This window comes from Desulfitibacter alkalitolerans DSM 16504, from assembly GCF_000620305.1.
In the GTDB taxonomy this organism is placed as follows: domain Bacteria; phylum Bacillota; class DSM-16504; order Desulfitibacterales; family Desulfitibacteraceae; genus Desulfitibacter; species Desulfitibacter alkalitolerans.
This window is the reverse complement of sequence record NZ_JHVU01000021.1, coordinates 154,238-180,565: the sequence shown is the minus strand read 5'-3', so window position 1 is coordinate 180,565 and position 26,328 is coordinate 154,238. Positions and strand designations below refer to the sequence as shown.

Here is a 26,328-nt window from a genome sequence, read left to right as displayed (position 1 = left end):
GATGTGGTTGAAATGACAGTAAGGGTCATTGAGAAGAACTGTATAGCATGTGGATTATGTGTGCAGGCATGTCCCTTTGAGGCCCTGGAGGTTAAAGGGAATGTGGCAGTAGTAGATCCTGATAAATGTACTAACTGTGGTGATTGTGTTGAGATCTGCCCGGCTGACGCCTTGGCGTTGGACGAGCCTCCCAGGGAAATGACCAGGAGTGAAGTACAACAGGTAGAAGAACATGAAGCTGCTGCAAAGTCTATAAAAAAGGAGCTTAAGGAATATGAAGGCATTTGGGTTTTCATTGAGCATCTTCATGGAGAAGCAGCTCCAGTTTCCTGGGAGCTGTTAGGTGAAGGAGCAAGGCTTGCCAGGCAAATAAATACTGAGGTTGCTGGTGTTTTAATTGGGGATAAGGTTGAAGCAGCAGCTGCTGATGCCTTTACATATGGTGCTGATAAGGTCTATATGGTTGAAAACCCCTTGCTCAAGGACTATGTAACAGAGCCCTATACAAAGGTTCTTGTGGAATTGTGTAAAAAATACAAGCCAGAGATCATGATGTTTGGAGCAACCTCATTGGGCAGGGATCTGGCGGGAGCTGTAGCAACTCATCTGCAAACTGGCCTTACTGCAGATTGTACAGAGTTAACAATAGACGAGAGCTCAAGGTATCTGCTGCAGACAAGGCCTGCCTTTGGCGGTAATATCATGGCTACAATTGTTTGTAGGCATCGCCGCCCCCAAATGGCAACGGTAAGGCCAAGGGTCATGTGCATGCCTAAAAGGCAGGAAGAGCGCAGGGGAGAAGTAATTAGAGAAACAATAGAAATAAGACAAGAAGAGATATTAACTAGAATCATAGAAGTCATAGAGGAAAAAGGCTCTGCGGTCTATCTTGATAAGGCGGAGATAATAGTTGCTGCAGGCAGAGGGATTGGCTCCAGGGCAAACCTAAGAATTCTAGAGGAATTAGCAGAAACCCTGGGTGGTACTGTTGCTGCTTCCAGGGCAGCAGTAGAGGCAGGTTGGCTGGAGCACACCTACCAGATTGGGCAAACAGGTGTTACAGTGAGGCCGAAGGTATATTTTGCCATTGGCATCTCTGGAGCAATCCAGCATCTAGTGGGCATGCAAACCTCAGATGTCATTGTAGCCATTAATAATGATCCAGATGCCCCTATATTTAGGTTTGCCACCTTCGGAATTGTGGGGGATTTTGCCAGGGTGGTGCCTGCAATAACAAGGGAATTTAAAAAACAACTTGGTTAGGAGGTGTTCATGGTGACAGAGAAATTTGATGTAATTGTGGTGGGAGCAGGGCCGGCAGGCATTTCAACTGCCTTACTCACCGCAAGGGCCGGACTTAATACCATCTTAATAGAAAGGGGTGACTTCCCAGGGTCAAAAAATGTTATGGGAGGAGTTTTATACAGACATCCCACTGAACAAATAGTTCCTGGGTTTTATAAAGCTGCTCCCCTGGAGAGACATATTATAGAACAAAGATTATGGATATTAGATAAGGACTCTGCAGTTACTTTGGGGTACAAAACCAGCAGGCATGGATCTGAACCCTATAATGCATTTACCGTATTAAGGGCTAGATTTGACAGGTGGCTTGCAGATAAGGCTGTAGAAGCAGGAGCTTTGTTAATAACAGAAACAGTGGTAGAAGATTTGATAATAAAAAATGAAAAAGTAATTGGCGTGAGAACTGGCCGACCTCAAGGGGATGTTTATGGAAATGTAGTTGTCCTGGCTGAAGGCGTTAATTCCATGCTAACCCAAAAGGCAGGTCTGAAGAAGGACAGGCTAAAGACAACAGAGCTGGCAGTGGCAGTTAAAGAAGTCATTGCCTTGCCTAAAGAAAAAATAGAAGACAGGTTTAACCTGGAACAGGGACAAGGTGTAACTATTGAACTGGTGGGTGAATCAACCAGGGGAATGGTGGGAACAGGCTTTATTTATACAAATACTGATTCAATATCTGTAGGTGTAGGTGCCCTGCTTTCCCAGGTGGTAAGGAGGGAAGTAAACCCTAATGACCTTCTGGAGCATTTAAAGAATCATCCATTGGTCAAGCCGCTGCTGGTAGGTGGAGAAACAAAAGAATATCTGGGCCATATGATACCAGAGGGTGGATACCATAGTATACCAAAATTGTATGGAAGTGGCCTGCTAGTTGTTGGTGATGCAGCTGGATTTGTAAATGGAATCCACAGGGAGGGCTCCAATATGGCCATGCTGTCTGGGAAAATGGCTGCAGAAACAATTATTGATGCTCATAATGTAGGGGAGTTCGATGAAAGGGCCTTATCCCACTACGAAAAAAAACTTGAGGAAAGTTTTATATTAAAGGATTTACGAAAATATCAAAATGCCTCGGGCTTTTTTGAAACACATGACTATTTTTTCTCCATATATCCTCAATTGGTTAATGATGCAGCCCATGAATTCACAACAATCGATAGCATTCCTAAAAAAGAAAAACAAAACAAAATCATTAGAGATATTACGTCCAGAAGGTCAAAAATTCAGCTTATAAAAGACATGTATAGAGGATGGAGGGTTTTAGGATGAAGTCACTAGAAGACAAGCTCTTCCTCAATAGATACCAGCCGGATAAGGAAAGCCATTTAAGGGTCATCAACAGGGAAAAGTGCCTGGAATGTGAAAGAAAGCCCTGCACGTATATTTGTCCAGCAAGGGTTTACAGCTGGAACCCTAAAGAGAAGATAATAGAAACTGCCTATGAGGGGTGTGTGGAATGTGGAACCTGTAGATATGGTTGTGCCCACGACAATATTGAATGGAAAAATCCCAGAGGGGGATTTGGCATAATGTATAAATATGGATAAAAAGGGAAAGAATTTGAAAAAAATGAAATTATTATGTGAAAAATAAAGGATTATTGATTTAAATGTCGAATAGATAATATCAGGTTAAAGTTCATTTGACTAAATGATGAAAGGAGAGTCCAGCCGGTGGGAGATTTAAAGGTTGAGCTGGAAATCAAAAAGAAAGAATTAAAATCATTAGTTGAAAAGAAGCAGAACCTTTTGGATAAGGAAGTTTACAAAAAAAGCTGTGAACTGGACAAGCTAGTAGTAAAGGTTATGCGTGGGTACTAACTAGTTAAATAGAATTTTAAGATTTATTTATTGTTAAAAGGCCCTATAAAACATGGGGTCAGTATCTTCTTTTTTAACCTTTCCTAGAGCTTTGTTCATTGTTTTAAAGGAAGTCATAATAAAAAGTTTTTAATATTAACCAGGTTAATTTAGAGGTTTTTTTAATAAAACGGGCGAATTCAAGTATGTGTAGGTACACATATTGTTTTTTTATTTACGCTGTTTGAAAATCTTGCAGCTATTTTAAAACTAATTTTGTACTAAAAAATAGTAGGGAAAAGGGGTTATGGTTTTGGATCCAATAGCTTTTGAAATAGGGCCTATAGCAGTTAGGTGGTATGGAATTTTAATAAGTACAGGTGTTGCATTAGGTATTTTGCTGGCATATAAGGAATGTATCAGGCAAAGGATTGACCCTGATCATATACTTACAATTTCCATATTTGCTTTGCCTGCAGCTTTTATTGGTGCTCGGCTTTATTATGTTATCTTTCGCTGGGGTGAGTACTATCGTTTTCATCCGGAAGAGATAATAGCCATCTGGCATGGAGGACTGGCTATACATGGTGGTGTAATTGGAGGTGTGCTTGCCGGGTATTTTGTTGTCCGAAAATATAAATTAAACTTCTGGAAAATGGCTGATATTGTTGCTCCAAGTATAATACTAGGTCAGGCTATTGGCAGATGGGGAAACTATTTTAACCAGGAAGCCTATGGTTATCCTACTGATCTGCCCTGGGCAATGTTTATTGATGGAGCATATAGACATCCCACCTTTTTGTATGAGTTTATATGGAACATGGGGGTTTTTGCATATTTAATATATCGCAGATATCAGCCGGGAGTAAAGCAGGGAGAACTGTTTACAAGCTATTTTATACTTTATTCTTTAGGAAGAGTAATAATTGAGTCCTTTCGTACCGACAGCCTGATGATTGGGCCTCTAAGGACAGCACAGGTAATCAGCCTGGCATTAATTGCTGCAGGGATTTTGATTTATTATTTTAAAGTGAGAAATGCACCAAGGTATAATATAAAATAGCCCGGGTTTCCCGAGCTATTTGCACTTTTTGTTCTTTATATTATTTTCAAAGCTGTCAGGATAAGATATCATCTACCTCTTTTTGATCACAATCCATAATATAAGCTATTCCTGAAATTTCAGCTGCTTCCTTTGTAAGTGCCACCAAGTCTGTTCTGGCAAGGGATTGGATATTAAACTTTCTTGCCCCGCACATAAACTGCCTCAAACCCTGGGCCAGTCTCTGGTAATAAGTGTACACCCCTATTGCTCCCACTGGCAATTTATCAAATTCATCACCGAGCATATTTTTTACTTCAGTAGCAGCAATAAAAATCTGCTCCAGGGACTTTTCTCCATTGGTTTTATATTCTGCAGGTATCTTCCCGGCTTTAACAGACTCGCCAATATTTTTTCCAACCATGGCAGCAGTTAAAGGAGAGCGTGCCATGCCAATTATGTTAGTATAGGGAGCACCCAGGGCTAGACCTTTAAAAAGATGATCCTCCAAAGTAAAGCCTCCTGCTATGGCTATATTAGGAATGTGTCTGCCCTTGGAAGCTAACTTATCTAAATACTGAACTAACAAGCTCTGTATATAAACTGTGGGAATTCCCCATTCATTCATCATTCTCCAGGGGCTCATTCCTGTTCCCCCACCTGCACCGTCAACAGTTAACAGGTCAATTTTAGCTTCAGAGGCGTACTTTACAGCCCTGGCAAGGTCAGCAGGTCTGTAAGCGCCTGTTTTTAAGAAGATATACTTTGCCCCGGCATTTCTAAGTTCTTCTACCCTGGACATGAAACCTTCTTCGGAAACCATTCCTATTCTTGAATGCCTTTCAAATTCATCAAATTCCTTGTTCTTAAATGCCATTTGTACTGTTGGGTCAGTTGGGTTTGGAAGAACTATATAGCCCCTGGCATATAATTCCAGTGCCCTTTCCAGGCTGTTGAGCTTGACCTCTCCACCAATATCCTTGGCTCCCTGTCCCCACTTGATTTCAACTGCTTCCACACCTAATTTTTCCAGGGCATATTCTTGAACACCAAGCCTGGTATCCTCAACATTGGCTTGAACCGCTATAAAGCCCTTATCGGTGCTCCATTTCTGAAAATCCTTTACCCTTTTTTCCAAATTAGGCGAGTGCTTGACTCTGCCGTTTTCTAGAACCAGATTAGGATCCATGCCACAAACGTTTTCGCCAATTGCAATACCCACTCCAGAGATAGCACAGCCTGCTGCCAGGTGGTCCCAGTTGTTGGCAGCCACATCTGTAGAACCCATTGCTGCCACTACTATGGGAAGATCCAGGTTCAATTTTTTGCCGTCTGTACTACCTATAGTTGTAGTCAAATCAACTGCCGGAAATATTGCCTTATCTGAATCTGCCTCTATCCCATGGGCTCCTATGGCAGTTCCCATGATATTAAAGTGGGAATAGTCTACAGGATAATCCTTTTCAGACGCAGATGTTATCTTGCCAAAGGGTGATGGATATAGAAGCTCTTTACCGCGCACAGCGGATTTCCCGATTTCACAATAGCCAGGACAGCCGTCAAGACAATTTGTACACATGCCACTATAGGGGCAATAGCTATCTTTTGTTCTTAACCTGGTTTTTGTTGCAGCACTAGCGTTAATTCCCTTACTAAAAGACATATAAAACCCTCCAAATAAAATATTAATTATTAGCCAGAATTAACTGGTATAGTTGAGTGACAGCAGCTTACTTCATTTTTAAACTAAAAAAGTCCATGGAATTTAGCCTCCTAAATTCCATGGACATCTTTGCCCCAAGAATATTTTTTTAATATTATAACATGCTGTGATGGATTTGCAAAGCTAAAATTATCTGTTAATTTATATCATGTTTTTTACGATTTTTTATTATTCTTGAAATTTTATATCAACAAAAAAAGGATGTAGAAAAATTAACAAGAATATTTAAGTATTAAAAGGTATTTTTGGTTAGTGCCACTAAGGAGAGTGTGTTTCCTTGAACTATATTAACGCATTAGCTTTTTTACTGCTAAAAAGTAAATTTGAAGATGGGGAGTTTAAAGAAATTATTGATATATCAAGGGAAGCATTAAAATTAATAAATCATTCAGATTTACCTGGTGAAATAGAAGAGCTTTTAAAAAGAGCCCAGGATGAATGGGAAATAGGAGAGCTTTTAAAATTAACCAAGCATGAATATAGTGCTGAAACTAAAGAAATTGCTGAAACTAAAGAAATTGCTGAAACTAAAGAAATTGCTGAACCTAAAGATACTAATGAAGCTAATGAGGTCCAAGAATCATTGTCATTAACAGGGGAAAAAGAACAGCCAGATGCGCATAAAGAAGAGTTAGATGCACATAATGTATCAGAAACAGTAATCATACCTCCTGTTGTAAAAGAGAAAATTCCCAAAAAGGCAAAACAAAAAACACCTAATAACATACAAATAACTGATAAAAAAAGTGCCTATGAAAATATGCTGAGAGATGTACTAAAGGGCCTAGCTAAAGACGCGTGTTTTAATGAAAAAAATGATTTAACAATAACCTTTGATACCCAGGCATGGGATGGCTTGTCAAATAATGAGCAGGACGAAATAATTAATGTTTTAAAATATCAGGTAGGCAAGCTTAAACGGGATCTGTCGGGGGCTTGTGTCAGCGGCCATGTAGCATTGATAGGCTCTGAGGAACAATCCCTAAATACCTTTTATGTACAGACAGTATCTGATGGTAAGAATGGCTCTACTGCCGTAGTTTATTAGTCTTATCATGCATATATAAAGATTTCCGGGAAGGTGCATACTAGAAATAGCAATATAAAAGAGAAATTTTAAAGCAAAAAGAGAGGATAGTAATTTAATGTTATCTGAAATGGAATTGGTTTTTATGATTCTGATAGTTACTACAATATGTTTTTTGCTTCCTCGTTTTCGGTCAGACCTGGTTGCCTTGTGTTCACTACTGGCCTTATATCTAGCTGGACTGCTAACTGTGCCTGAGGCCCTTTCTGGCTTTTCTAATAATGTGGTAATAATGATAGCAGCACTATTTATTGTAGGAGAGGGAGTATTTCAAACTGGTCTAGCTCAAAAAGCCGGGAATTTGCTGGTTAAATGGACTGGAAACAGTGAATTCAAAATGATGGTTTTCATGATGCTGGTGGTAGCCGTTTTAAGCGGTTTTATCAGCAATACGGGAACGGTAGCCATACTGCTGCCGGTTGTTGTGAGCTTAAGCAGGCAGATGCATCTCCATCCCGGAAAGCTTTTAATGCCCCTTGCCTTTGCCAGCAGCATGGGTGGGGCATTAACGTTAATTGGAACAGCTCCAAACCTTATTGCCAGGCAAAGCTTAATTGCCAATGGCTATGGAGCCTTAACTTTTTTTGCTTTTACTCCTGTGGGCCTGATAATTCTTTTAGCAGGCATAGCCTATCTATGGTTTATTGGGCGAAAATGGTTAAATAAACCCCATGAAAAAGATCCTAAAGCCTCAGGTGCATTCAATCTTAAAGAATTGTTGGAACAATATAAAATAGGGCCCAATATTCACCACATCCAGGTGCCAAAGGGTCATAATATTATTGGTAAAAAGCTAAAGGAGCTGGGATGGCCTAACAAATACGATGTAACTGTCCTTGAGATATTAAAAAAAGACGGGGAAGGTCGCTTCCCCTTTGCTGCAGGTACTGTTCCGCGCCAGCTGACAGCAGATCCAAACTATTTACTTGAGGCAGAAGATATTTTACTTGTCTACACAGCTGAGGCTTCCATAAATAGATTTATTAAAGAAACAGGTGTTGAGAAATTAGTGCTGACTTCTCCGGGACAACTGCAGCTCAAGGAAACAAATATAGCAGAGGTTATTTTAACTCCCCAGTCCCGATTAATTAACCAATCATTAAAAGATGTTCACTTTAGAGACAAATATGGTCTGACAGTTTTGTCAATAAAACGTCAATATCAAGAACCAAGACTCCCATCTAGGGATGATGAGCTTCATTATGGTGACGCAATGCTTGTCTATGGTAAATGGAAGGACATTGACCTGTTATCTAAAGAAAAAAGTGATATGGTTGTACTCAGACATGCAACTCATCCTCCGGAGCCAGCGAACCAATCTCTCCGTTCTGCAGTTGCCGGAGCTATTCTTTTATGGATGCTGCTAATGTTGGTTTTTGAGTGGCTGCCTGCAGTAATAACTGTAGTAATTACTGCTCTGCTCATGATTTTAACAGGAAGTGTTAGGCATACAGATCAAGCTTATCGCTCAATAAACTGGCAGACTGTTGTACTCATAGCCTGTATGCTGCCCATGGCTACAGCCCTAGAAAAAACCGGTGGCGTGGCTTTTATGTCTGATAAGCTAATTACCTCCCTGGGTGCAGTTGGTCCGTTAGCTGTACTAGCAGGGCTTTATGTCATTACCTCTATTTTTAGTCAATTCATAAGCAACACGGCCACAGCAGTTCTGCTATTTCCAGTGGCAATTTTAAGTGCTCAAGAAATGGGAGTAAGCCCGGTACCAATGGTCATGGCAGTGGCATACTCTGCCAGCATGGCTTTTGCTACACCTGTAGCCACCCCACCTAATGCCATGGTTATGGCAGCTGGTAAATATACATTTTCTGATTTTATGAGGGTAGGGGTTCCACTACAGATTATCATAGGGTTAATTGCAGTCCTGGTAGTGCCCATGTTTTTCCCCTTCTAGCATATTTATTTTTCTTTCCTCATTTTAATCAGAATGCTATATTGGAAAGTTTTTAAAGAAAACCACGTATTTTGTCGAATTTAGAAAGGAAAAACCTTTTCATTGCACTATCAGAAAGTATAAGTTCCACAAGGTAGATAGTATTCACAAAGACTAAGGCTTCCGCCGACGTCAAGGACTTGGCGCCCTGCTAGGACTGGTATTTCTACGCATTAAAATGCTAGAACTACTAGCGCAAGCCAAGTTTTGTTTTAATCTGCACAATACTATATACTACATTTTTTAACTCTTTAAGCAGAAGCTCCCTTCCAGCAATACATTTAAAAGCTGAAAGGGAGTCTTTTATTAAAACTAATTAACTGCAAAAATTGTCCCGCTGTTTTATGGTAATGTCAATAACCTTGCTAAATACAGATCCCAAATGCCTGGCTGATTCACTTAAATCTCTTTTATGGTTTGGCAGATTACAAATGCCTGGGCTTTGATTAGTCAAGGAGGGAGTAATGTCCTTTGTGATTGGTGTCCCCAGAGGGAAAAGCTCTATAAAGCCTCCAACTGCACAGTAGTTTCCATACCCACATGTATAACAAGCGTATTCTCCCTGTACCAGCAGCTCTCCCGCAACGCTAATTCTTGCGTCAGCAAAGTATATTTTTAGCCCATCTAGGGTGTAACGCTGTTCCTCATTTGTACCATGTACAGATACTATAACTCCAGTTTTCCCTGCAAGGGGGAATACATTGTTGTGGCTTCCAGAAAAACAGAGTCTTTCCCAAAATGCCTGGGCCTTAGAGTTCATGTGATTCCAGTATGTTGGAGCTCCAAAAACTAGCCCATCTACATTATAAAGCTTTTCGACAATTGGTTGAAAGTCATCTTTTAAAACACACCTATTGGTTTTTATACATCCATTACATGCTTCACAAGGACGAATTAACTTGCCTGACAAAGATATTAACTCATAAGGTTTATTAGTTCCTTCCAGGATAGCCTTTACAGCAGATTCTGTTACCTTGTTTTTACGGCCTGCACTAATACCAATTATATTTGCCAATAGTCTCCCTCCCATATTTCAAATTGCTCTAGTATACTGTATCAACAATAAAAGTAACTATCAAGAGAAATGTATATAAATTATAAAAGGAGTTTTTTTATTTTCCCTATTGACAAATTACACAAGTGTAATTAAAATAAAATTGTAATAAGTACAAATAAGAAATAAATATTACATTAAGGCCAATTAAAATGTAAAGGTGGTAAGGGGAAATGGGGACTAGTGAATTTAAGATAGAGGAATTTTTGAAACAAAATAATATAAAGCCTTCCTATCAAAGGATGAAAATATATGATTACTTGATAAAATACAAAAGTCATCCAACTGTAGATGAAATATATCAGGCCCTGGTTAATGAAATACCCACCTTGTCAAAAACCACCGTATATAACACATTGAAGCTTTTTTTAGATAAGAAGATAATCCAGCTTATTACTATTGAAGATAATGAGACCAGGTATGATGCTGATATTTCAATTCATGGACATTTTAAATGCCTGGAGTGCGGCAGGGTATATGATGTTTGGCTGGATATGACCAACATGAAGCTTAAGGGTTTAGATGAGTTTAAAATCAATGAAAGCCATATTTATTTTAAAGGTACTTGCAGTAAGTGCCTTGAAAAACATAAAAACTAATAAATAAGGGGGAATTGTTAAAATGAGACAATATGTTTGTACAATTTGTGGATTTGTCCATACTGGAGAGGATATGCCAGAAAAGTGTGCCCAGTGTGGAGCTGCAGCTGCAAAGCTCACAGAAAGAAAAGATGATGGAGATATGGTTTATGCTGATGAGCACAGGGTTGGAGTTGCAAAGGATTTAGATCCAGAGGTTATTCAAGGTCTTAAGGATAACTTCATGGGCGAATGTACAGAGGTGGGAATGTATCTAGCAATGAGCCGTCAGGCTGACAGGGAGGGTTACCCTGAAGTTGCTGAAGCTTATAAAAGAATTGCCTTTGAAGAAGCAGAGCATGCGGCAAAGTTTGCTGAACTCCTGGGAGAGGTAGTTGCAGCCGATACCAAAACTAATCTTTGGATGAGAGTTCAGGCAGAGCATGGAGCATGTCAAGGCAAAAAGGACCTTGCAGTTAAGGCCAAGCAGCTAGGCTATGATGCTATACATGACACTGTCCACGAAATGTGCAAGGATGAAGCCCGTCACGGTCAGGCATTTGCCGGTTTGTTAAAAAGATACTTTGAAAAATAAGAAAGGCTAATTTAAAATAATCGATGGTTGCTAAAAGAGGGTAAAAGTTATTCTTTACCCTCTTACGTTTACCGGGCTTTCTATAATTATCTGTTGAAATCTGTTCTTTAATAAGGGTAATAACCAACAAGACAGTTCTGCCCAGGGTGTTAGCTAGTCCGAATTCCTGTGCAAAAATTGCCCTCATACCAGCTGCCATTGTTACTACTGCTCCATAGAGAAAAGCGGTTATAACTAAATCTACTAAATAACCAATTTTAGCACCGCTGAAAATAAAGCCAATCTAAAGCCAATTTTAGAATTTAACTGTTTTTGTATAGTAAAGGTTTGTTAGATTACAAATTGCCTTTTTCCATTTTGCATAGCCTCATAATAGAATCTTTACCGGCAATCAAGGATGGGGGAAGTCCTCCTGTTCCATATAACCATCCGGAAAGCTGCTTCTTGTCAAGAAAAAAGGCTAGATTAGCATAATAAATCTAGTTTTTGTATTTCCTTGTTTTATTTTTTATAACTGCTGTACACAGCACCAGTAAAGGCAAACCGTAAAGTAATGGAATAGTAAATAAGGGAAAAAACCCATCTAAAAAGTATAATAGTTCATTAGAACTATTTACAGTAAAATTGCTGGCAATAATCATGGCGGCAAAGGAGGGAGCTACCAAGGGTCTATAGCTCTTAAGGCCCAGCACCTGGGCTAACACCAGTACAAAAATATAACCAAAGACAGCAAAATTTAGGAAATTCCCCAACAGGTTGACCTGATTATAGAAGTATTTACCCTTACATTTTCTGTAAAGCCCACATGCTGTCCCTTAATTACTGTCTCGGTCTTTGGCGCCTCTACACTTCGTTCTTTCCATCCTATGGCCTCAATGGTGAAACCAATTTTCTCATTTTCCAGCAATAACCCTACATGGCCTGAAAGCAGCTTCATGATAAACAGGTTCAGGTCTTTTTCCTTATTTACACTACCTACCACAATAAGCTGATCATAAACTATTTCATGAATGGGCTTTTTGCCATGGGCTTCGTAATCAACTAATATTAAGGGTTTTAAAATGCTTTCAGATATTGTGGTGGTGTCAACCAGACCATTAAAAAATACAAGATAACCTTCCAACTGCCTGCCCTTCCCAACTTTTATAGACCTGTATTCCACGTCGAAGCAGTCTGATAATCTCTCTCTTAGCCATGTAATATTTGCCTCCAGACTGTTCTTAAAAGGTACTGTATTTTCCGTTTGCATATTAATTTTTTTCTTTTTATTGTTAAATAAGCCAAACAATGAAAAAAACCCCCTTTAGATTAAACCCTAAAGCCTTCGGCCAAATAGTAATATTACCCTATATTGTTTAACTTAAGCCCAAGTTTTATTCGGATAAAAAACAGATGAATAATAGCCCTAAATATAACAAAACTAAGAGTAATACTATAGCTTGCTGAGAGTTGGATTAAGCATGAACAAAAAAAAGAAAGATCATTTGCTCCAGTACATATTACACAAGGCTGATAAATGTGATGATTTAATAGTAAGGGATCTATCTATTTTAAAATCCTCTTACCATTTGTTATATATAGAAGAGTTGAGTGATACAGAGATGATTGAGCACAGGATTATCCGGCCCCTTTTGGAGGCTAGATTCTCTGAAACGTCTTTAAGCATTAGATATATAAAAGACAGCATTCTGCCGGTAGGGGAAATTTCTTTAACTGGATCAGCAGATGAGGCTCTAAACAAGCTATTCTCTGGCAATACTCTTTTGCTCAAGGATAATGAGGATGACATTCTTATTGTTGAAGCTGTAAAAATTGCCGAAAGGGCAGTAACTGACCCAGCAACAGAGACTGTAGTCAGAGGAGCCAGAGATGCCTTTACAGAGAGTATTAAAACAAACATTAGTTTAGTGAGAAAAAGAATAAAGAATAACAACTTGAAAGTAGAAAATGTAATTTTGGGTCAAAGATCAAATACCTCTCTTAGCATTATGTATATAGATGATATAGTTCTGCCTGACCTGCTGGTTGAAATTAAAAAACGTCTGGATACCATTGAAATAGATGGAATACTTGAATCTGGCTACATTGAACAACTAATCGAGGAAAACACCTTTTCACCTTTTCCCCAGATTCTTTATACAGAGAGGCCAGACAAGGTTGCTGCCAGTTTGTTAGAAGGGAGAGTGGCCATATTTACTGACGGCACTCCCTTGGTTCTCATAGCACCTGCAGTATTCAATGAATTTTTTATCTCTTCAGAGGATTATTATGAAAGGGTCCTATATGGTTCTTTCTTAAGGTTCTTTCGTTTCCTGGCCAGTATTATAGGTCTTGTTACTCCTGCTTTTTATATAGCCTTTTCAAGTTATCATCCGGAAATGCTGCCTACAGAGTTAGTATTAACAATATCTGGGGGAAGGGTTAACGTGCCCTTCCCGCCTATTGTTGAAATCATAGCCATGGAGTTTACAGTTGAAATCATCCGAGAGGCTAGTATAAGACTGCCTGGTCAGATAGGACCCACATTAAGCATTGTTGGGGCACTGGTTCTAGGGGATGCTGCTGTTTCTGCTAACCTGGTAAGCCCCTCATTAATAATAGTAATAGCCCTCACCACTATCGGGAATATTGCCATTCCAAATTATAGTGCGGGAGCCAGTCTGCGGTTATTAAGGTTCCTTTTAACATTTATTACAGCCATACTTGGCCTTTATGGTCTAGTTATAGGCTTGATATTTATTCTAATTCATCTAACTTCGTTAAAATCCTTTGGTATACCATACTTTGCACCTTATGGACCCTTCAGGGTTAAGGATGTAAAGGATACATTAATAAGGCTGCCCATGAAAAGTATAAATACAAGACCCAGATATTTGCGCCCCCTTGATAAGATAAGGCAGGCAAAAAGGAGAAGAAAATGGTAGAAAAGACAAGTCCAATAAGTTGGCTGCAGGCATCTTCCATTGGCCTAAATGCTGCTTTAGGTGTAGGTCTAATAACTTTAAGCAGGGCTACATATGTTGAAGCTGGACAAGACAGTATTTTTGCTATTATCATTGCCTCAATCATACTTTTATTTACAGGTATGATTTTTATTAAAGTTGGACTGTTATACCCTAATACGTCCATTTTTACCATAATAGACCTGCTGATGGGTAAATATGTTGGCTTTATTATCAAGTTATATTACACGGCATATTTAATACTTTTGCCTACCATGACCATTCGTCTTTTTTCTGAAATAGTATCTGAATCCCTATTACTTACTACTCCTAAAGTTGTAGTCATTGGAACCATGATTCTAGCTGCAGGCTATTTGACCCTTCAGGGTATGCAAGTATTAGGAAGGATTACACTTTTTCTCGCGCCTTTAATAATTATAATTCCAATTGGCTTTCTTTTCATATCCATGTATTATCACTTTGAATTTTTATTTTTGCTGCCTCTCATGCGCCATGGCATACAAGAGCTGGGCAGGGCTGCTTTAGCCACCGGTTTTTCCTTCACAGGCTTTGAACTAATAGTATTTCTCCTGGTTTATATGCAGACGCCATCGGAAGGTTACAAGGCTTTTGCTTTATCCTTGTTCTTTATATTTCTGGTGTATTTTATAGTTATTCTTGCTGGGATAAGTATTTTTGGGGATGCCATTAAAGAGCTGCAGTGGCCAACCCTGGAAGCTATACGAATTGTTAACATACCAGTAGATATTCTTCAAAGAGTAGATGGACCTTTTATTACCATTTGGATTATGGCCATATTTACTACTGCTGCTGTTTTTTATGCCCTGGGTGTTGACGTTGCTTCCCAATTATTTAATATAAATAAAAACCTATTAGTATTTCCCACAGGAATATTCATGATATGGGTAGCACTCATACCCAATACTTTAATGGAAGCCTTTCAGCTCTCAGATTGGTTGGGGCACATGGGAATCATAGGAGCTACAATTATCCCCTTGCTGCTTTATCTTGTTTCTCTGGTGAAAGGGAGGCGGTTAAATGGCAAGAGCTAGAATTTTTGTCTTGATTCTTCTTTCTCTGCTGCTGCTGACAGGGTGTTGGGATAGACTAGAGGTGGAAGAAAGAGTCCCTGTGCTGTCAATTGGTATAGACATGGCAGAGGATGGGGAATTAATTATCTCCATTGCTGTTCCAGATGTTTTAGGTTTAGCTGGAGGGCCCCAGGCTGCACCGGAAAAAAAACAACCCATAGTAATTGCAGCAAAAGCAAAAAATTTAACCACAGCCTTTGAACAGCTGCATAGTATGCTTGCTAGAGAAGTATTTTTAGGATATGTAAGGGTCCTGGTAATTTCAGAAGAAGTTGCGTTTAAAAGGGATATAAATGAAGTTCTAGATGGGTTCAGAAGGTCTGCCCAGTTTCGCCCACTGGCATACATGATAATAACTCCTGATAAACCGGAGGACATTATAGCGGTTGCACCTGCAGAGGCAACCCTGCCTATTACGTACCTTTATAGAATGATTGATAATGAGATTCGCAAACAGTGGTTGTTGGATACTTATATGCACAATTTTACTATTCCCTATAGAAACCAGGGTATTGAACCAGTATTAGTAAGCATTAAATACCTAGAAGATCGCTTGTCCATTGCAGGGCTGTCTGCATTTAAAAGGGACAGGCTGGCAGGCTCTTTAAATAATGAAGAGTTAAGTGATTTTCTAAGAATTAAGGGACTCCTGGGTAAATCTATAGAAAGCCCTTGCAACCTCCACCCAGATGAAATATTAGTTGTATCTCCTATTCAAATAAAAACAAAAACAAGGGTAGAGACTAACCATGCAGGCCGCATCACTGCAAAGATAAATATTAAGCTTACTGTGGAGATTATTGAAAAAAATCCAGATAGAGCACACCTGGGAAAAGAACATGTTTTTGAGGAATATCTAGCTAAGGTTTTTGAAAATAGAACTAATAATCTAATAAAGAAAATACAACATGATTTTCAAAGTGACATTATTGGCATAGGCTTGTATGTCAGGGCTTATTATCCAGATTACTGGAAGCAAATCAATTGGGATGAATACTTTCCCTATATTCCTATTGAAGTGTCTTTTGATGTAACCCTAAGCAACGAGAGATTGCTGATAGACCTTGAGTAAATAAACCCAATATTTAATTTGGTTGGGTGCATATAACGTTGACCATTATTACATAATATTATTGAAGTAAAATTATCAAAAGGAGTGGTTTAATAGTGGATAATATACAGCCAGCAACAAGGCCAACAATGGAACTTAACAAGGTTATGACCGACATGACCAATTTTCAAGGTCAATTCAATCTCAATAAAACAGGCTTTGATTCTAAAATGCCAGGACATAATACTGACCATAGTATGATTTTCCGTCAAGAACCTAGAACTGCTAAGAAAGTAGGTTCTGGAATTTCCCTGCCTGTTGAAGTTCGTCAAGAAATAGGACTTATGTTAGACGACCATCAATGTGCTTTAACAGTTGCCCTGCACCAATATAATAAGCATCACTGGTTAACAGAGGGAGCTGAGTCATTTCTAAGCCTGCATCATCTTCTTGATGAGCATATTGACAAGACCCAAAAACATATCGATATGGTGGGTGAGAGAGTAGCTAGGCTTGGTGTAGTGCCTACAGCTCATCCGGTAACCCAACATGAATTGTCATATATTAAGCATGAGGTTGAGGGCCGTTATACAATGAGGGATTTCCTTAGAAATGATCTTGAACACGAGCTAAAACTTCAGCAGATGCTCAGGCAAACCATATCCCGTGCCCACGAACTTAAAGATTTTGGTACTGTTCAGGTTCTTGAAGAGGTACTATTAGATAGGGAAGACCTGGGTTACCATTTATATAGTGTACTTGAAGATGATACGTTGGTTAGGGGAATGGAACACCTGGTTTCCGCAGAAAACAATTTAGCTGGCAATAGACCTATGGATCCAAATTCAAAACTACAATAACTAAACTATGCCAACAGCCATCCTGTTGGCGTTTTTTTTTGGGAGTTTAAGGTCTGTCACCTCTGGATAAAATTAAATTGGCAGTCATTTGCTGTGCTTTTGCAGCTTCAGTGCTGGCTTTTCCTATTATTTTTCTTAATGTAGGGTCAATTATCTCAGTTTGAATTAATGCATATGCCAAAGCGGCCATTCTGGTATCTTTTTCATAATCTTGCAGCATATCCATATCACCAAATTTCAAGATCAACTCACTCCTTGGTCATGCTTTCATAATAATCCTGCAAAACTCTTTTAGCCTTACTTAATTTATGTGCTTGTTCTTTAAAAAAATTAGCTATTTCCTGGTCAGATGCAATACCTGAATAATAATTGCACTTACGGGCTGTTACCTCAGTTTCGCTAATAAGCTTAACTAAGTAAGAGCCTTCTTTGATGCGCTGCATTGTGGAAGGGTCAAATTCCCTTAATTTAGGTTTATTTTGATTAATGATGTTAAAAAATTCTCTCATAATGCACCTCCTGCCGTGAGAAACAGGTTCTTTAATTAATATTTTCTACAGTAGACAGATTTTTATGTAACCAGGCACGCAAAAGCTGTACCTGGTTTTTGGATTTTAAACTCTTTTATTGGCGTGCTCTAATAAAGCATAATGACCATTGATGAAAGTTTCGTGGCTGCTATGGACCTTAAAGTTTTGTGACAAAAGCAAACTGTTTTAGCTTTTATTATTTTAATAAGCTTGATATATTTTTTATTTATTGGTAGATTCATAGAAAAATAATAGTCAAGGAGGAAAAATGGAGAACAAACCAATTTTATGCCTTAGAGATCTGTTTTTATTCAGTGAACTTGATGATCAATCATTTTCTTTTGTTTGTCATTCAGCCGGTAAACATACATTAAAAAAAGGAGATGTGCTTTTTTCCCAGGGAGATGATGTTGATGCAATTTTTTTAGTAAAACAAGGGGCTATAAAACTGGTTCACTATACAGAAGATGGCCGAGAGGTAATTTTACAAATATATGGTGCAGGAGATGTGATAGGTGAGGCTGCACTTTTCCAGAAGAAAGAACAGCCCGGTACGGCTACTGCTGCCAAGGAAACTAAGGTATGCAGCATGAGCCGCAGTAATATTGAAAAAATTATAAAACAGTCACCTGATGTGGCCTGGCAGGTTATTGTTAGTTTAGGCAGCAATATCTATAAAATTTGGGATCATATTGCCCATATAAACTCGTTAACTGTAAAGGATAAAGTTCTTGGTTTATTTATCCGTCTTGCAAATGAATATGGTGAGGAATGCCCAGAAGGAACAAAGGTTAAGATATCTTTAACTCAACAAGATATTGCCTCCATGATAGGATGTTCACGTGTCATGGTGTTCAGGGCTATAAAAGAGCTGACTGATAATAATATTATACTGCGAAAAAATAACTATCTCATATTAAAGAATAAATGCTTTTGAAAATTTTTAATAAAATGTATAATATGCAACAATTCAATTCTGTTTTTATTGTTACAATGTCATTAAATGATGAAAGGTGGAATTGAATTGTTATCTACAGAAATTAAAGAAGTTATTGTTAAGTCGCCTTATATTTCCATAGTTACTGTTTCTGCTGAGGGGAAACCTCATTTAATTGTTGTTGGAAAGGCTGCCGGTATTCGCAATGGTAATATCCTGGCATTTGATATTTACAAAATGGAAAAAACCCAAAAGAACATTAATGAAAATGGCATAATGCAGGTTGCAGCGGTATATGGCAAAAAGGGATACCGTTTTAGTGGAAAAGCTTGTGTGAAAAATAAGGAAGTGCTTTTCCGGGTAGAAGCCATTGAAGAGTTGTTATAATCCCAAAATAGCGTTTATTATTAATAAATTTATCACGTTCCCATGAAGTTAGGCAGGAATGGCTAGGTCATTTTCCCTAGCTCTTTTCTTTTTATTTGCATATCTATGAAAATGGAAGTATGTTTGTAGTATACTTTCTAACAGCAGCTAACATCTTTTTTTATAAAATTACTTAGTGAAATGTAGGAAGATTTGTAGTGGGACTCTCTTATATAATATGTATGTAAGACAATTGTTTTTAAAGGAGGAGCTGGTATGCAGCAAGCACCAGTACCGGATAATTTGCTGGCTTGTAAGCTGAAGCTTACAGTTCAAATTTCCCATGATGAGAAATGGCAAGCTGTTATTAACTGCGATGAAGCCTATAATGGCTTATTTTTCTATGGAGTTAAGACAACAGGAATTTTTTGCCGTCCATCATGCAGGGCAAAGGTTCCACTGCGTAGTAACGTAGTCATAAGGCTTTTTAAGCAGCATACTGGTCTTACTCCTGTACAGTACATTAGCAAATTAAAAGTAGATAAAGCATCAGAATTACTTGGACAAACAGACGTAAGTGTCCTTGACAGAAAAAAACCTAATACAGGGGTTATTATAGGTATTATATTGGGCTTTTGCGGAATAGCTGTGATGGTCATGCCTCAAGGAGGGATGAATGCAGATAAAGGTATTGATACAATAGGAATAATAGCTCTGCTGTTTGCAGCCTTTTCTTGGTCCATAGGGTCATTATATTCCCGTAGTGCAGTTCTTCCAGAATCACCGCTGTTATCAACGGCAATGCAAATGATAGGTGTTCCACATGAATGGGATCAAGAGCGGGCCAACCCTACTTTTGGACACAGCATAGATGCTTACAATGAAGTGTCCATAGCTGCAGCAAGGTTAACCAGCTTTATTAAATCTTTAGGTTATGCTGCTAGACCCCACTGTCCTGACACCGGTTATGAAGTAATTATTCCTCCTATTCTAGTTGACGCCGGAGTGGGAGAACAGGGGAGATTTGGTTTTGTTGTGACTCCTGAGTTTGGAGCAAATTTTAGGCCAGCTGTTGTTACTACAAACCTGCCATTAAAGCCAGATAAGCCAATAGATATTGGTGTTAGGGAGTTTTGTGAAACCTGCAAGATATGTGCTGAAACATGTCCATCAGAATCCATATCTTTTGATGGGCCTAAAGAAATCAGGGGCAGAGGTTTTGATGGTTGGCAGATTGATATTGAAACCTGTCATAATTACTGGATGTCTGTTCCAGGCTCCGACAGCTGCCGCATTTGTCTTGCTGTATGTCCCTTTAGTAGAAAATCCAACTGGCTGCATACCACTGCAAGAAATGTTGCTGTAAGGGATAAGACAGGCGTAGTTCACTCATCATTAACTTGGATGGAGAAGACCTTCTATGGTCAGCATGAGGCTGCTCATTTTGTTGGGCCAGAATGGGGTACCTTTAGAAAGCCACCCTGGTGGTTTGATACAGAACGTTTTATTAATGTAAAAAAATCTTAAGATAAGGGGTGAAAAACATGGGTTTTTTATGGCTAGTAGTTGGAATATGTGTTACAGTGGCAGCCTTTAGTTTGAAAAAATGGAGCGAAACACTTGAAGAGCCTCTTAAATGGTGGAATTGGCTTCTAATTAGCTTATGGGGTGTATTTCTTCTATTTACCTTTGCTTTTGTTGGCACAGCCTATGGGGAGGGTGAGCCCAGGGCGGCCATGGTTGGCGGTATTATCTTTGGAATAATGACCATAGTTTCAGGAGTAGGATTGGGACGTTGGATGTTTTTAAAAAAGGGTGTTAAAATAACATCAAAGAATTTTAATGCTTAAGCTGTTACAGCCCTTTTTCTGAGGTGGGTGCCTTTATGAAAGCTTTTGAAAAAGCTATAGTGGGTTTAATTCTAATCATAGGCTTGTCTTTATTATTAATAAACAATCCAGAGGATGCGCATGAAAATTATATGACTATTAACATAGACGGAACGGTTGTGGAAAAAGCCAAGATTAGTGAGCATTTAAACGAAACCATCACAATTGAAATAGAAGGAGATATTGATGCAAAAATTGAAGTAGATAAAAAGGGGAGAGTAAGGGTGCTCCCCATGCCAAAGGATGCCTGCCCGCTGGGCATATGTTCTCATACAGGGTGGATTAGTAAGCCTGGCGAAGCTATTGTCTGTATGCCAAATAAAATGATCGTAAAGATTGAATAAATAATGGAGGAATGCTCATGTTTGGAATAATGCCTGTAGGGCCCTGGGAAATAGTCCTTATTTTAGCAATTGTGTTAATAATTTTTGGGCCGGGCAAGCTGCCTCAGGCTGCAAAAATGTTTGGTAAAAGCATAAAAGAGTTTAAGGGTGCGGTAAATGATCAAGAGGATACTAAGCAAAGCTAACTTAAAGGGCATAAAAATAGTATTGATTGTAGTAATTATTATATTTGTTGTGCAGGGATGTACTAACAAGGGAAATAACTTTCACTCAATGGATTTTTTTGCCATGGATACAGTTTTTTCTATAACTGTCCAAGAGCAGTATGCTGCTGAGGCAGAGGAAGCATCAAAAATTGCACTCCATCTTCATAAGTTATGGGATTTTAACAAAGAGGATAGTGATTTGTATAGAATCAATAATTATTCAGATTTGAAAATACCAGTTAGCCCACTAACTTATGAAATAATTGAAGAAGCCTTAAACTTTGCAAAAAAAACAGAGGGAGCATTTGACCCAACAATTCAAGCCCTAATGGAACTATGGAACTTCCAAAAAGGAACTATTCCTGAGAGAGAAGCTGTTGAAGCTCTTCTGCCAGTGGTTAATTACGCGGCCGTTGCCCTGGATAAAGAAGCAAATTCAGTAATTTTTGATGATCCTGAAACGAAACTAACCTTAGGCGGCATTGCCAAGGGATTTGCTGTAAGGGAAATGGTGAATTTTTTAAAAAATAAACAGGTGACTTCGGCATTAGTATCGGCAGGGGGTAACCAATATGCCCTTGGAACAAAGCCGGATGGTCTTTCATGGAAGATAGGTGTGAGGCATCCAAGAGAGAAGGAATTAACTCTGGGATATGTAGAGTTGTCGGATATGGCAATAGATACTTCTGGAGATTATGAAAGATTTTTTGAACATGATGGTATTAGATATCATCATATCTTAAACCCAACTACCGGTTATCCAGCCCGGGGTTTAATTGCTGTGACAGTTTTAGCTGAAGATCCTGTAAAAGCAGATGTCTTGTCCACGGCATTGCTGGTTATGGGTTTAGAGAAAGCAAGGGTTTACCATAAATCCTCTGATGATTTCGAGATGATCCTGGTAACAGAAGACCTGCAGATATTTATAACTTCTGGACTAGTTGATACGTTTCAGCCTGCCAGGGGAATAGAAGTAAGTATTATCTAGGAAAACAGTAGTATAGAGATTTAGGGGTCTTTAGGGCCAAGAGGCACATGAGTTAGCGAAAATTCATGTGCTTCACCCTGTTTTATATTGAAGGGGTGACTAATTGACATAGAGGTGTGAAGAAATTTATGACTGATACTAAGAAGAAGTTAAATATGAAAACACTATTTAAATATTTTGCCTTGATTACCTTGGCAGTTTTATTTATTTTTAATATTTTTTCAAGTCCTGGCGGCTTGAAGGACGAAAGTAAAATATATGATTTGCTGCCCGGTTCTGATTCCTATGAACTACTGAGCAGTTCTCCTGTAATATATGCTGGATATGATTCAACGACTGGGGATTTAAAGGATATGCGGCTTTAGCAGATGAAGTTGGCTATGGCGGTCCTTTGACAGTTCTTGTTGGTATTAATCTAAAGGCAGAAATAGTTGGAATTGAAGTAGTTGAACATAAAGAAACTCTTTATTATTACGCATTAATAACCCATAATAAGTTTTTAGAATCCATGTTAGGGAAAAAGGCAAATGATAGTTTTAAGCTGGATCAGAGTATAGACAATGTTTCAGGAGCAACTATTTCATCTCAAGCTATAGCTAATGCTGTTAAAAAAGCAAGCTATTCTGTTGCTGTTCAACATTTAGGCCTAAGTGTACCTGTAGAAAAAAAGCAGATACAATTTGATTTAAAAGAAGGCATATTATTGGTCATGTATGGTTTGGTTCTACTTGGCTTATGGAAAAACAATCCTAAGCTAAGATATGTTACCTTGGCAGTCAGTATAATTGTAATAGGATTTTGGTTAAATGCCGCAGTTAATGTTACTAACTATGGCAGCCTATTGCTGGGTTATTTCCCCAGTGTTTATGATAATATTTTCTGGTACCTGCTTATCGGTGGAACCATTATCCTTACTTTAATATTCAATAGGCATATATATTGTATGTGGTTGTGCCCTTTTTTGGGTATCCAAGAATTAACTGCTAAAATCGGTGGAGGTAATGCTGGTTGCTCTAATAAGGTGAAAAAAAATCTGCAGTCTATAAAATATATATTAACCTGGGGTGCATTAGCACTAGTGTTTATATTTAGCAATCCTGGAATAGCCAGCTATGAACCCTTTGCAACAATGTTTGGGTTTCAGGGTTCAGGTGTTCAATGGGTGATATGGTTTATTGTCATTGTCGTATCCATGTTTTTTTATCGGTTTTGGTGCCGTTTATTCTGTCCTGTGTGGGTTTTCTATGAAGCGATCTTAAAAGTACGCTGTACATTGACTAAAGTGTTTAAAGGAGGGCAACCATGGAAAAGAAATTCAATTTCTGGGAAGTCAGCTTCATCGGATTAGCAATATTGATGACTATACTTATATGTCTTGTCCTTTTTCAAAATCTCTCTAGCTTCTTATCGGGATGATGGAAATGAAAATTTCTAACATTAGTTTGATTTCAATATTGGCAGCAATGGCAGTAACATTAAGTGTTCTTGAAAGCATGTTTATTCCTAGTATTATTCCTGGGGCCAAGATCGGTTTGGCAAATGTTGTGACAGTTGTGGCAGTTTATCTATTATCATTTAGAAATGTTTTAGGCATAGTTATCATAAGAACACTTGTATCCTCCCTGTTTCTTGGTACCTTTCTGTCCATTGGATATTTTATGAGTGTGACAGGAGGGTTAGCCAGTGCATTTGTTGTGTATATCCTTTATAAATATATAAAAAATGTTACTCCCATTTTTCTGTGTATCATTGGCGCTCTTGTTCATAACATTACTCAGCTGGTAGTAGCATACTCTTTAATTGGGTATGGTATTATGTATTTACTGCCATACTTATTGTTATTCGCAATTCCCGCAGGCTGGTGTACTGGGAAAATTGCAAGCACGGTTATCTTTAATCTAAGTGTTGTAAAGAACTAAAACAAAACCATGCTAACCACTCCAAAAAACAATATAAGCTACAAAATCATTATACATTATTGGGACACAGATGTGGATTTTTCTTTATTCTCCCAGCCCGGCTATCACAATTATATGATAGAATTATAGAAACCTTAATTAGGTGGCTGGCTGTGGAGAGAAATGAAATAAGGCCTGGCTCAGCCGCTTATTCATTTGCAGGAGGTTCAATTATAAGTGGTCAAGGAGATTTGTTTATCTAGGTTTAGCAGCAGTTTTTTTTACTCTCTTGTCTTTGATACCTGTCTGGATACAAAGAAGGTATAAAATAAATTTTTAGATTTAAAAGGGATGAACTGATTTGAAAATATCAATTATAGTACCCACCTTGAATGAAGCCAAGACTATCAGGAGAACTTTAGAAATGCTAGATAATCTAGAGGGAGATAAGGAAATAATTGTAGTTGATGGGGGAAGCAGTGACAATACTATGAGCTTGGCTGCTGAGAAAACCCATGTGCTATTATTATCTGCTCCCATGGGAAGAGCCAGCCAAATGAATCATGGTGCTAAAAATGCTGCTGGTGATGTTTTGTTTTTTCTGCATAGTGATAGTCTTCTGCAGCATACGGCAATAAAAAGCATTGCGGAGACAATGCAGGATCCTTTGGTAGTTGGTGGGTGCTTTACTTTAGAAATGGATGATACAGGTTTGCTGTTTAAAATTATATCTGTAAGTTCAAATATACGTGCCAGATATTCAAGGATATATTTTGGTGACCAGGGTATCTTTGTTAGAAAAGATGTATTTGAAAAGCTGGGTGGTTATCCTCAAATTGATTTAATGGAGGACTGGGAATTTTCCAGGGCTTTAAGAAAGACAGGCAGGGTTGTTCAGCTTCCAGATAAAATAATAACCTCTTCAAGGAGATTTAAAAAGGGTGGAGTATTGAAAACATGCTTGTTAATGCATAAGCTAAAGCTTCTATATATTCTAGGGGTATCCCCAAGATATTTAAAAAAAAGATATTATAAAGAGGTAGATTAATGCTGATAGCCTTGATGACACGTATTCCCGAACCTGGTTTTACCAAAACAAGACTGGAAACCCATCTAACTAAAGAGGAGTGTGCTCAACTGCATAGTGCCTTCATCAAGGATATAATAACTATACTGGAAAAAGCACCGGTAAACTACCAGATATTTTATGATATACATGGAAACCGAAATAGGCTTCAGACAATTATACCCAGGCATAAGCTACTTGTTCCACAAGTAGGTCATACCCTTGGTGAAAAAATGTTAAACGCCATGTTATGGGGCTTTAATAAAGGTTATGAAAAAGTTGCAGTCCTGGGAACAGATATACCGTCAATAGATATTGACACTATTGTAAAAGCCGATAGCCTGTTAAATCATCATGATGTAGTAGTAGGACCAACAGGTGACGGTGGTTACTATCTTCTAGGAATGAAGAATTTATACAAGGATATTTTTCAGATAAAGAATTGGGGAGATGCCACAGTACTTGAAAGGACAATTGCTAACATAGACCACCTGGGGCTAAGCTGGGTATTTATATCTCAGCATCAAGATATAGATAATTTTGATGATTTGAAAAAACTATGGCAGGAGCTTGAACAGGGCCAGTTGAAAAATACGCCAATAAACACCTATAAACTACTAAAATCCTTAAACATTGAACAAAGAATAACCAGGCTGGGAAGATAACTAGCATCATGCTATGGGGGGGGCTGCAACATATTTACCTCCATTGGGTCTACACTAGGAGCTACAGCAGTTTTTTGTAATTATCTCGTTAATCCCAGGTTGGATTAAAAAGAAAGAAAATTTTAATATTGAATAGAATAATAAATAAGCTGTCATCCATAAAAAAAGCGACAGCTTATTTTATTGGGTGTAATATTTTTTTTAAAGGACAGAGATGATAACTGGCTGGACTTAATTCAGTATTACTGCATTACTACCTGAGGCCTTCTTTTTCTTTCTTTTAACTGCCCACATATACACCCCAGTTCCTAACAATACTGAAGGGATTACACCGGCAATT

Annotated in this window: 31 protein-coding genes and 1 pseudogene; 26 read left to right on the top strand and 6 right to left on the bottom strand. The window is 38.4% G+C overall.

Annotated features, from left to right (window positions below; translation table 11 throughout):
* Positions 1-12: 12 nt before the first annotated feature.
* From K364_RS0102165 to lgt, 5 genes are all read left to right on the top strand, one after another.
* Positions 13-1,263, top strand: a complete 1,251-nt coding sequence (locus tag K364_RS0102165; RefSeq protein ID WP_028306652.1) for an FAD-binding protein — start codon at positions 13-15, stop codon at positions 1,261-1,263.
* A 12-nt stretch (positions 1,264-1,275) separates the two neighbouring features.
* Entirely contained in the window at positions 1,276-2,574 is a 1,299-nt protein-coding gene (locus tag K364_RS0102160; RefSeq protein WP_028306651.1) for an FAD-dependent oxidoreductase, read from the top strand.
* The gene (locus K364_RS0102155) at positions 2,571-2,852 is read left to right on the top strand and encodes a ferredoxin family protein (protein WP_035267566.1); all 282 of its coding nucleotides are present in this window, start codon (positions 2,571-2,573) and stop codon (positions 2,850-2,852) included. The genes K364_RS0102160 and K364_RS0102155 overlap by 4 nt, the downstream gene beginning before the upstream one ends.
* A 126-nt stretch (positions 2,853-2,978) precedes the next feature.
* The gene (locus K364_RS26010; protein WP_084295446.1) at positions 2,979-3,125 is read left to right on the top strand and encodes an aspartyl-phosphate phosphatase Spo0E family protein; all 147 of its coding nucleotides are present in this window, start codon (positions 2,979-2,981) and stop codon (positions 3,123-3,125) included.
* A gap of 286 nt (positions 3,126-3,411) precedes the next feature.
* Positions 3,412-4,167, top strand: coding sequence for a prolipoprotein diacylglyceryl transferase (gene lgt / locus K364_RS0102145; protein WP_028306649.1), 756 nt, complete (start codon positions 3,412-3,414; stop codon positions 4,165-4,167).
* A gap of 55 nt (positions 4,168-4,222) precedes the next feature.
* On the opposite strand, the gene K364_RS0102140 is transcribed toward lgt, so the two are convergent.
* A complete protein-coding gene (locus K364_RS0102140) occupies positions 4,223-5,809 on the bottom strand; it encodes an FMN-binding glutamate synthase family protein (protein WP_028306648.1) in 1,587 nt (528 codons plus the stop codon).
* Between the two features lie 337 nt (positions 5,810-6,146).
* On the opposite strand from K364_RS0102140, the gene K364_RS0102135 reads away from it, so the two are divergent.
* The gene (locus K364_RS0102135; RefSeq protein WP_028306647.1) at positions 6,147-6,917 is read left to right on the top strand and encodes a hypothetical protein; all 771 of its coding nucleotides are present in this window, start codon (positions 6,147-6,149) and stop codon (positions 6,915-6,917) included.
* 97 nt (positions 6,918-7,014) lie between these two features.
* Positions 7,015-8,868: an SLC13 family permease gene (locus tag K364_RS0102130; RefSeq protein ID WP_051533756.1), complete on the top strand. Its 1,854-nt coding sequence runs from the start codon at positions 7,015-7,017 to the stop codon at positions 8,866-8,868.
* Positions 8,869-9,223: 355 nt separating this feature from the next.
* On the opposite strand, the gene K364_RS22560 is transcribed toward K364_RS0102130, so the two are convergent.
* A complete protein-coding gene (locus K364_RS22560) occupies positions 9,224-9,922 on the bottom strand; it encodes a flavodoxin family protein (RefSeq protein ID WP_051533755.1) in 699 nt (232 codons plus the stop codon).
* Positions 9,923-10,134: 212 nt separating this feature from the next.
* Between K364_RS22560 and K364_RS0102120 the strand changes: the two genes are divergently transcribed.
* Both K364_RS0102120 and K364_RS0102115 read left to right on the top strand, forming a co-directional pair.
* On the top strand, positions 10,135-10,560 hold the full coding sequence (locus tag K364_RS0102120; protein ID WP_028306645.1) for a Fur family transcriptional regulator: 426 nt from the start codon (positions 10,135-10,137) through the stop codon (positions 10,558-10,560).
* Between the two features lie 22 nt (positions 10,561-10,582).
* On the top strand, positions 10,583-11,134 hold the full coding sequence (locus K364_RS0102115; protein ID WP_028306644.1) for a ferritin family protein: 552 nt from the start codon (positions 10,583-10,585) through the stop codon (positions 11,132-11,134).
* A gap of 479 nt (positions 11,135-11,613) precedes the next feature.
* Here the strand turns inward: K364_RS0102115 and K364_RS27040 are convergent, their stop codons facing one another.
* Together K364_RS27040 and K364_RS0102105 are read right to left on the bottom strand one after the other, a co-directional pair.
* Positions 11,614-11,886, bottom strand: coding sequence for a hypothetical protein (locus tag K364_RS27040; RefSeq protein WP_028306643.1), 273 nt, complete (start codon positions 11,884-11,886; stop codon positions 11,614-11,616).
* On the bottom strand, positions 11,871-12,422 hold the full coding sequence (locus tag K364_RS0102105) for a spore germination protein (protein WP_028306642.1): 552 nt from the start codon (positions 12,420-12,422) through the stop codon (positions 11,871-11,873). The genes K364_RS27040 and K364_RS0102105 overlap by 16 nt, the downstream gene beginning before the upstream one ends.
* A gap of 172 nt (positions 12,423-12,594) precedes the next feature.
* Between K364_RS0102105 and K364_RS22555 the strand changes: the two genes are divergently transcribed.
* The 4 genes from K364_RS22555 to K364_RS0102085 all read left to right on the top strand — a co-directional run bounded on the left by K364_RS22555 (position 12,595) and on the right by K364_RS0102085 (position 17,099).
* The gene (locus K364_RS22555; RefSeq protein ID WP_051533754.1) at positions 12,595-14,058 is read left to right on the top strand and encodes a spore germination protein; all 1,464 of its coding nucleotides are present in this window, start codon (positions 12,595-12,597) and stop codon (positions 14,056-14,058) included.
* Positions 14,052-15,149 carry a GerAB/ArcD/ProY family transporter gene (locus K364_RS0102095; protein WP_028306641.1) on the top strand — a complete coding sequence of 366 codons (1,098 nt, stop codon included), beginning with the start codon at positions 14,052-14,054 and terminating at the stop codon, positions 15,147-15,149. The genes K364_RS22555 and K364_RS0102095 overlap by 7 nt, the downstream gene beginning before the upstream one ends.
* Entirely contained in the window at positions 15,136-16,260 is a 1,125-nt protein-coding gene (locus K364_RS0102090; protein WP_028306640.1) for a Ger(x)C family spore germination protein, read from the top strand. The genes K364_RS0102095 and K364_RS0102090 overlap by 14 nt, the downstream gene beginning before the upstream one ends.
* Positions 16,261-16,355: 95 nt before the next feature.
* Entirely contained in the window at positions 16,356-17,099 is a 744-nt protein-coding gene (locus tag K364_RS0102085) for a Dps family protein (RefSeq protein WP_242841634.1), read from the top strand.
* A 46-nt stretch (positions 17,100-17,145) separates the two neighbouring features.
* On the opposite strand, the gene K364_RS22550 is transcribed toward K364_RS0102085, so the two are convergent.
* On the bottom strand, positions 17,146-17,340 hold the full coding sequence (locus K364_RS22550) for a hypothetical protein (protein WP_035267564.1): 195 nt from the start codon (positions 17,338-17,340) through the stop codon (positions 17,146-17,148).
* A 7-nt stretch (positions 17,341-17,347) separates the two neighbouring features.
* The gene (locus K364_RS0102075; protein WP_035267562.1) at positions 17,348-17,608 is read right to left on the bottom strand and encodes a hypothetical protein; all 261 of its coding nucleotides are present in this window, start codon (positions 17,606-17,608) and stop codon (positions 17,348-17,350) included.
* Positions 17,609-17,897: 289 nt separating this feature from the next.
* Here K364_RS0102075 and K364_RS0102070 point away from each other — a divergent pair, with 289 nt between their 5' ends.
* The 13 genes and pseudogenes from K364_RS0102070 to K364_RS22525 all read left to right on the top strand — a co-directional run bounded on the left by K364_RS0102070 (position 17,898) and on the right by K364_RS22525 (position 25,988).
* Positions 17,898-18,566: a Crp/Fnr family transcriptional regulator gene (locus tag K364_RS0102070; RefSeq protein WP_028306637.1), complete on the top strand. Its 669-nt coding sequence runs from the start codon at positions 17,898-17,900 to the stop codon at positions 18,564-18,566.
* Between the two features lie 87 nt (positions 18,567-18,653).
* Positions 18,654-18,953 (top strand): pyridoxamine 5'-phosphate oxidase family protein, encoded by a 300-nt coding sequence (locus tag K364_RS0102065; protein ID WP_242841633.1) that lies wholly within the window; start codon positions 18,654-18,656, stop codon positions 18,951-18,953.
* Between the two features lie 255 nt (positions 18,954-19,208).
* Positions 19,209-20,459, top strand: a complete 1,251-nt coding sequence (locus tag K364_RS25370) for a reductive dehalogenase (protein ID WP_051533753.1) — start codon at positions 19,209-19,211, stop codon at positions 20,457-20,459.
* Positions 20,460-20,476: 17 nt separating this feature from the next.
* A complete protein-coding gene (locus K364_RS22540; RefSeq protein WP_035267560.1) occupies positions 20,477-20,782 on the top strand; it encodes a hypothetical protein in 306 nt (101 codons plus the stop codon).
* Between the two features lie 35 nt (positions 20,783-20,817).
* The gene (locus tag K364_RS0102050) at positions 20,818-21,165 is read left to right on the top strand and encodes a NusG domain II-containing protein (RefSeq protein ID WP_028306635.1); all 348 of its coding nucleotides are present in this window, start codon (positions 20,818-20,820) and stop codon (positions 21,163-21,165) included.
* Positions 21,166-21,182: 17 nt separating this feature from the next.
* Complete coding sequence (locus K364_RS22535; RefSeq protein WP_035267558.1) at positions 21,183-21,350, top strand: Sec-independent protein translocase subunit TatA/TatB; 168 nt, start codon at positions 21,183-21,185, stop codon at positions 21,348-21,350.
* The gene (locus K364_RS0102040; RefSeq protein ID WP_028306634.1) at positions 21,322-22,359 is read left to right on the top strand and encodes an FAD:protein FMN transferase; all 1,038 of its coding nucleotides are present in this window, start codon (positions 21,322-21,324) and stop codon (positions 22,357-22,359) included. The genes K364_RS22535 and K364_RS0102040 overlap by 29 nt, the downstream gene beginning before the upstream one ends.
* 128 nt (positions 22,360-22,487) lie before the next feature.
* Complete coding sequence (locus K364_RS25365; protein WP_051533752.1) at positions 22,488-22,724, top strand: hypothetical protein; 237 nt, start codon at positions 22,488-22,490, stop codon at positions 22,722-22,724.
* 23 nt (positions 22,725-22,747) lie between these two features.
* Positions 22,748-22,963, top strand: a pseudogene (locus tag K364_RS27490) (FMN-binding protein); the annotation flags it as partial.
* Positions 22,964-23,068: 105 nt separating this feature from the next.
* Positions 23,069-23,707, top strand: a complete 639-nt coding sequence (locus K364_RS22530) for a 4Fe-4S binding protein (protein ID WP_277995524.1) — start codon at positions 23,069-23,071, stop codon at positions 23,705-23,707.
* Positions 23,708-23,780: 73 nt separating this feature from the next.
* Positions 23,781-24,278 carry a Gx transporter family protein gene (locus tag K364_RS0102030; RefSeq protein ID WP_028306633.1) on the top strand — a complete coding sequence of 166 codons (498 nt, stop codon included), beginning with the start codon at positions 23,781-23,783 and terminating at the stop codon, positions 24,276-24,278.
* 340 nt (positions 24,279-24,618) lie between these two features.
* Positions 24,619-25,305, top strand: a complete 687-nt coding sequence (locus K364_RS0102020) for a TIGR04283 family arsenosugar biosynthesis glycosyltransferase (RefSeq protein ID WP_028306632.1) — start codon at positions 24,619-24,621, stop codon at positions 25,303-25,305.
* Positions 25,305-25,988: a TIGR04282 family arsenosugar biosynthesis glycosyltransferase gene (locus K364_RS22525; RefSeq protein WP_051533750.1), complete on the top strand. Its 684-nt coding sequence runs from the start codon at positions 25,305-25,307 to the stop codon at positions 25,986-25,988. Before K364_RS0102020 ends, K364_RS22525 begins: the two co-directional genes overlap by 1 nt.
* Positions 25,989-26,328: the final 340 nt, after the last annotated feature.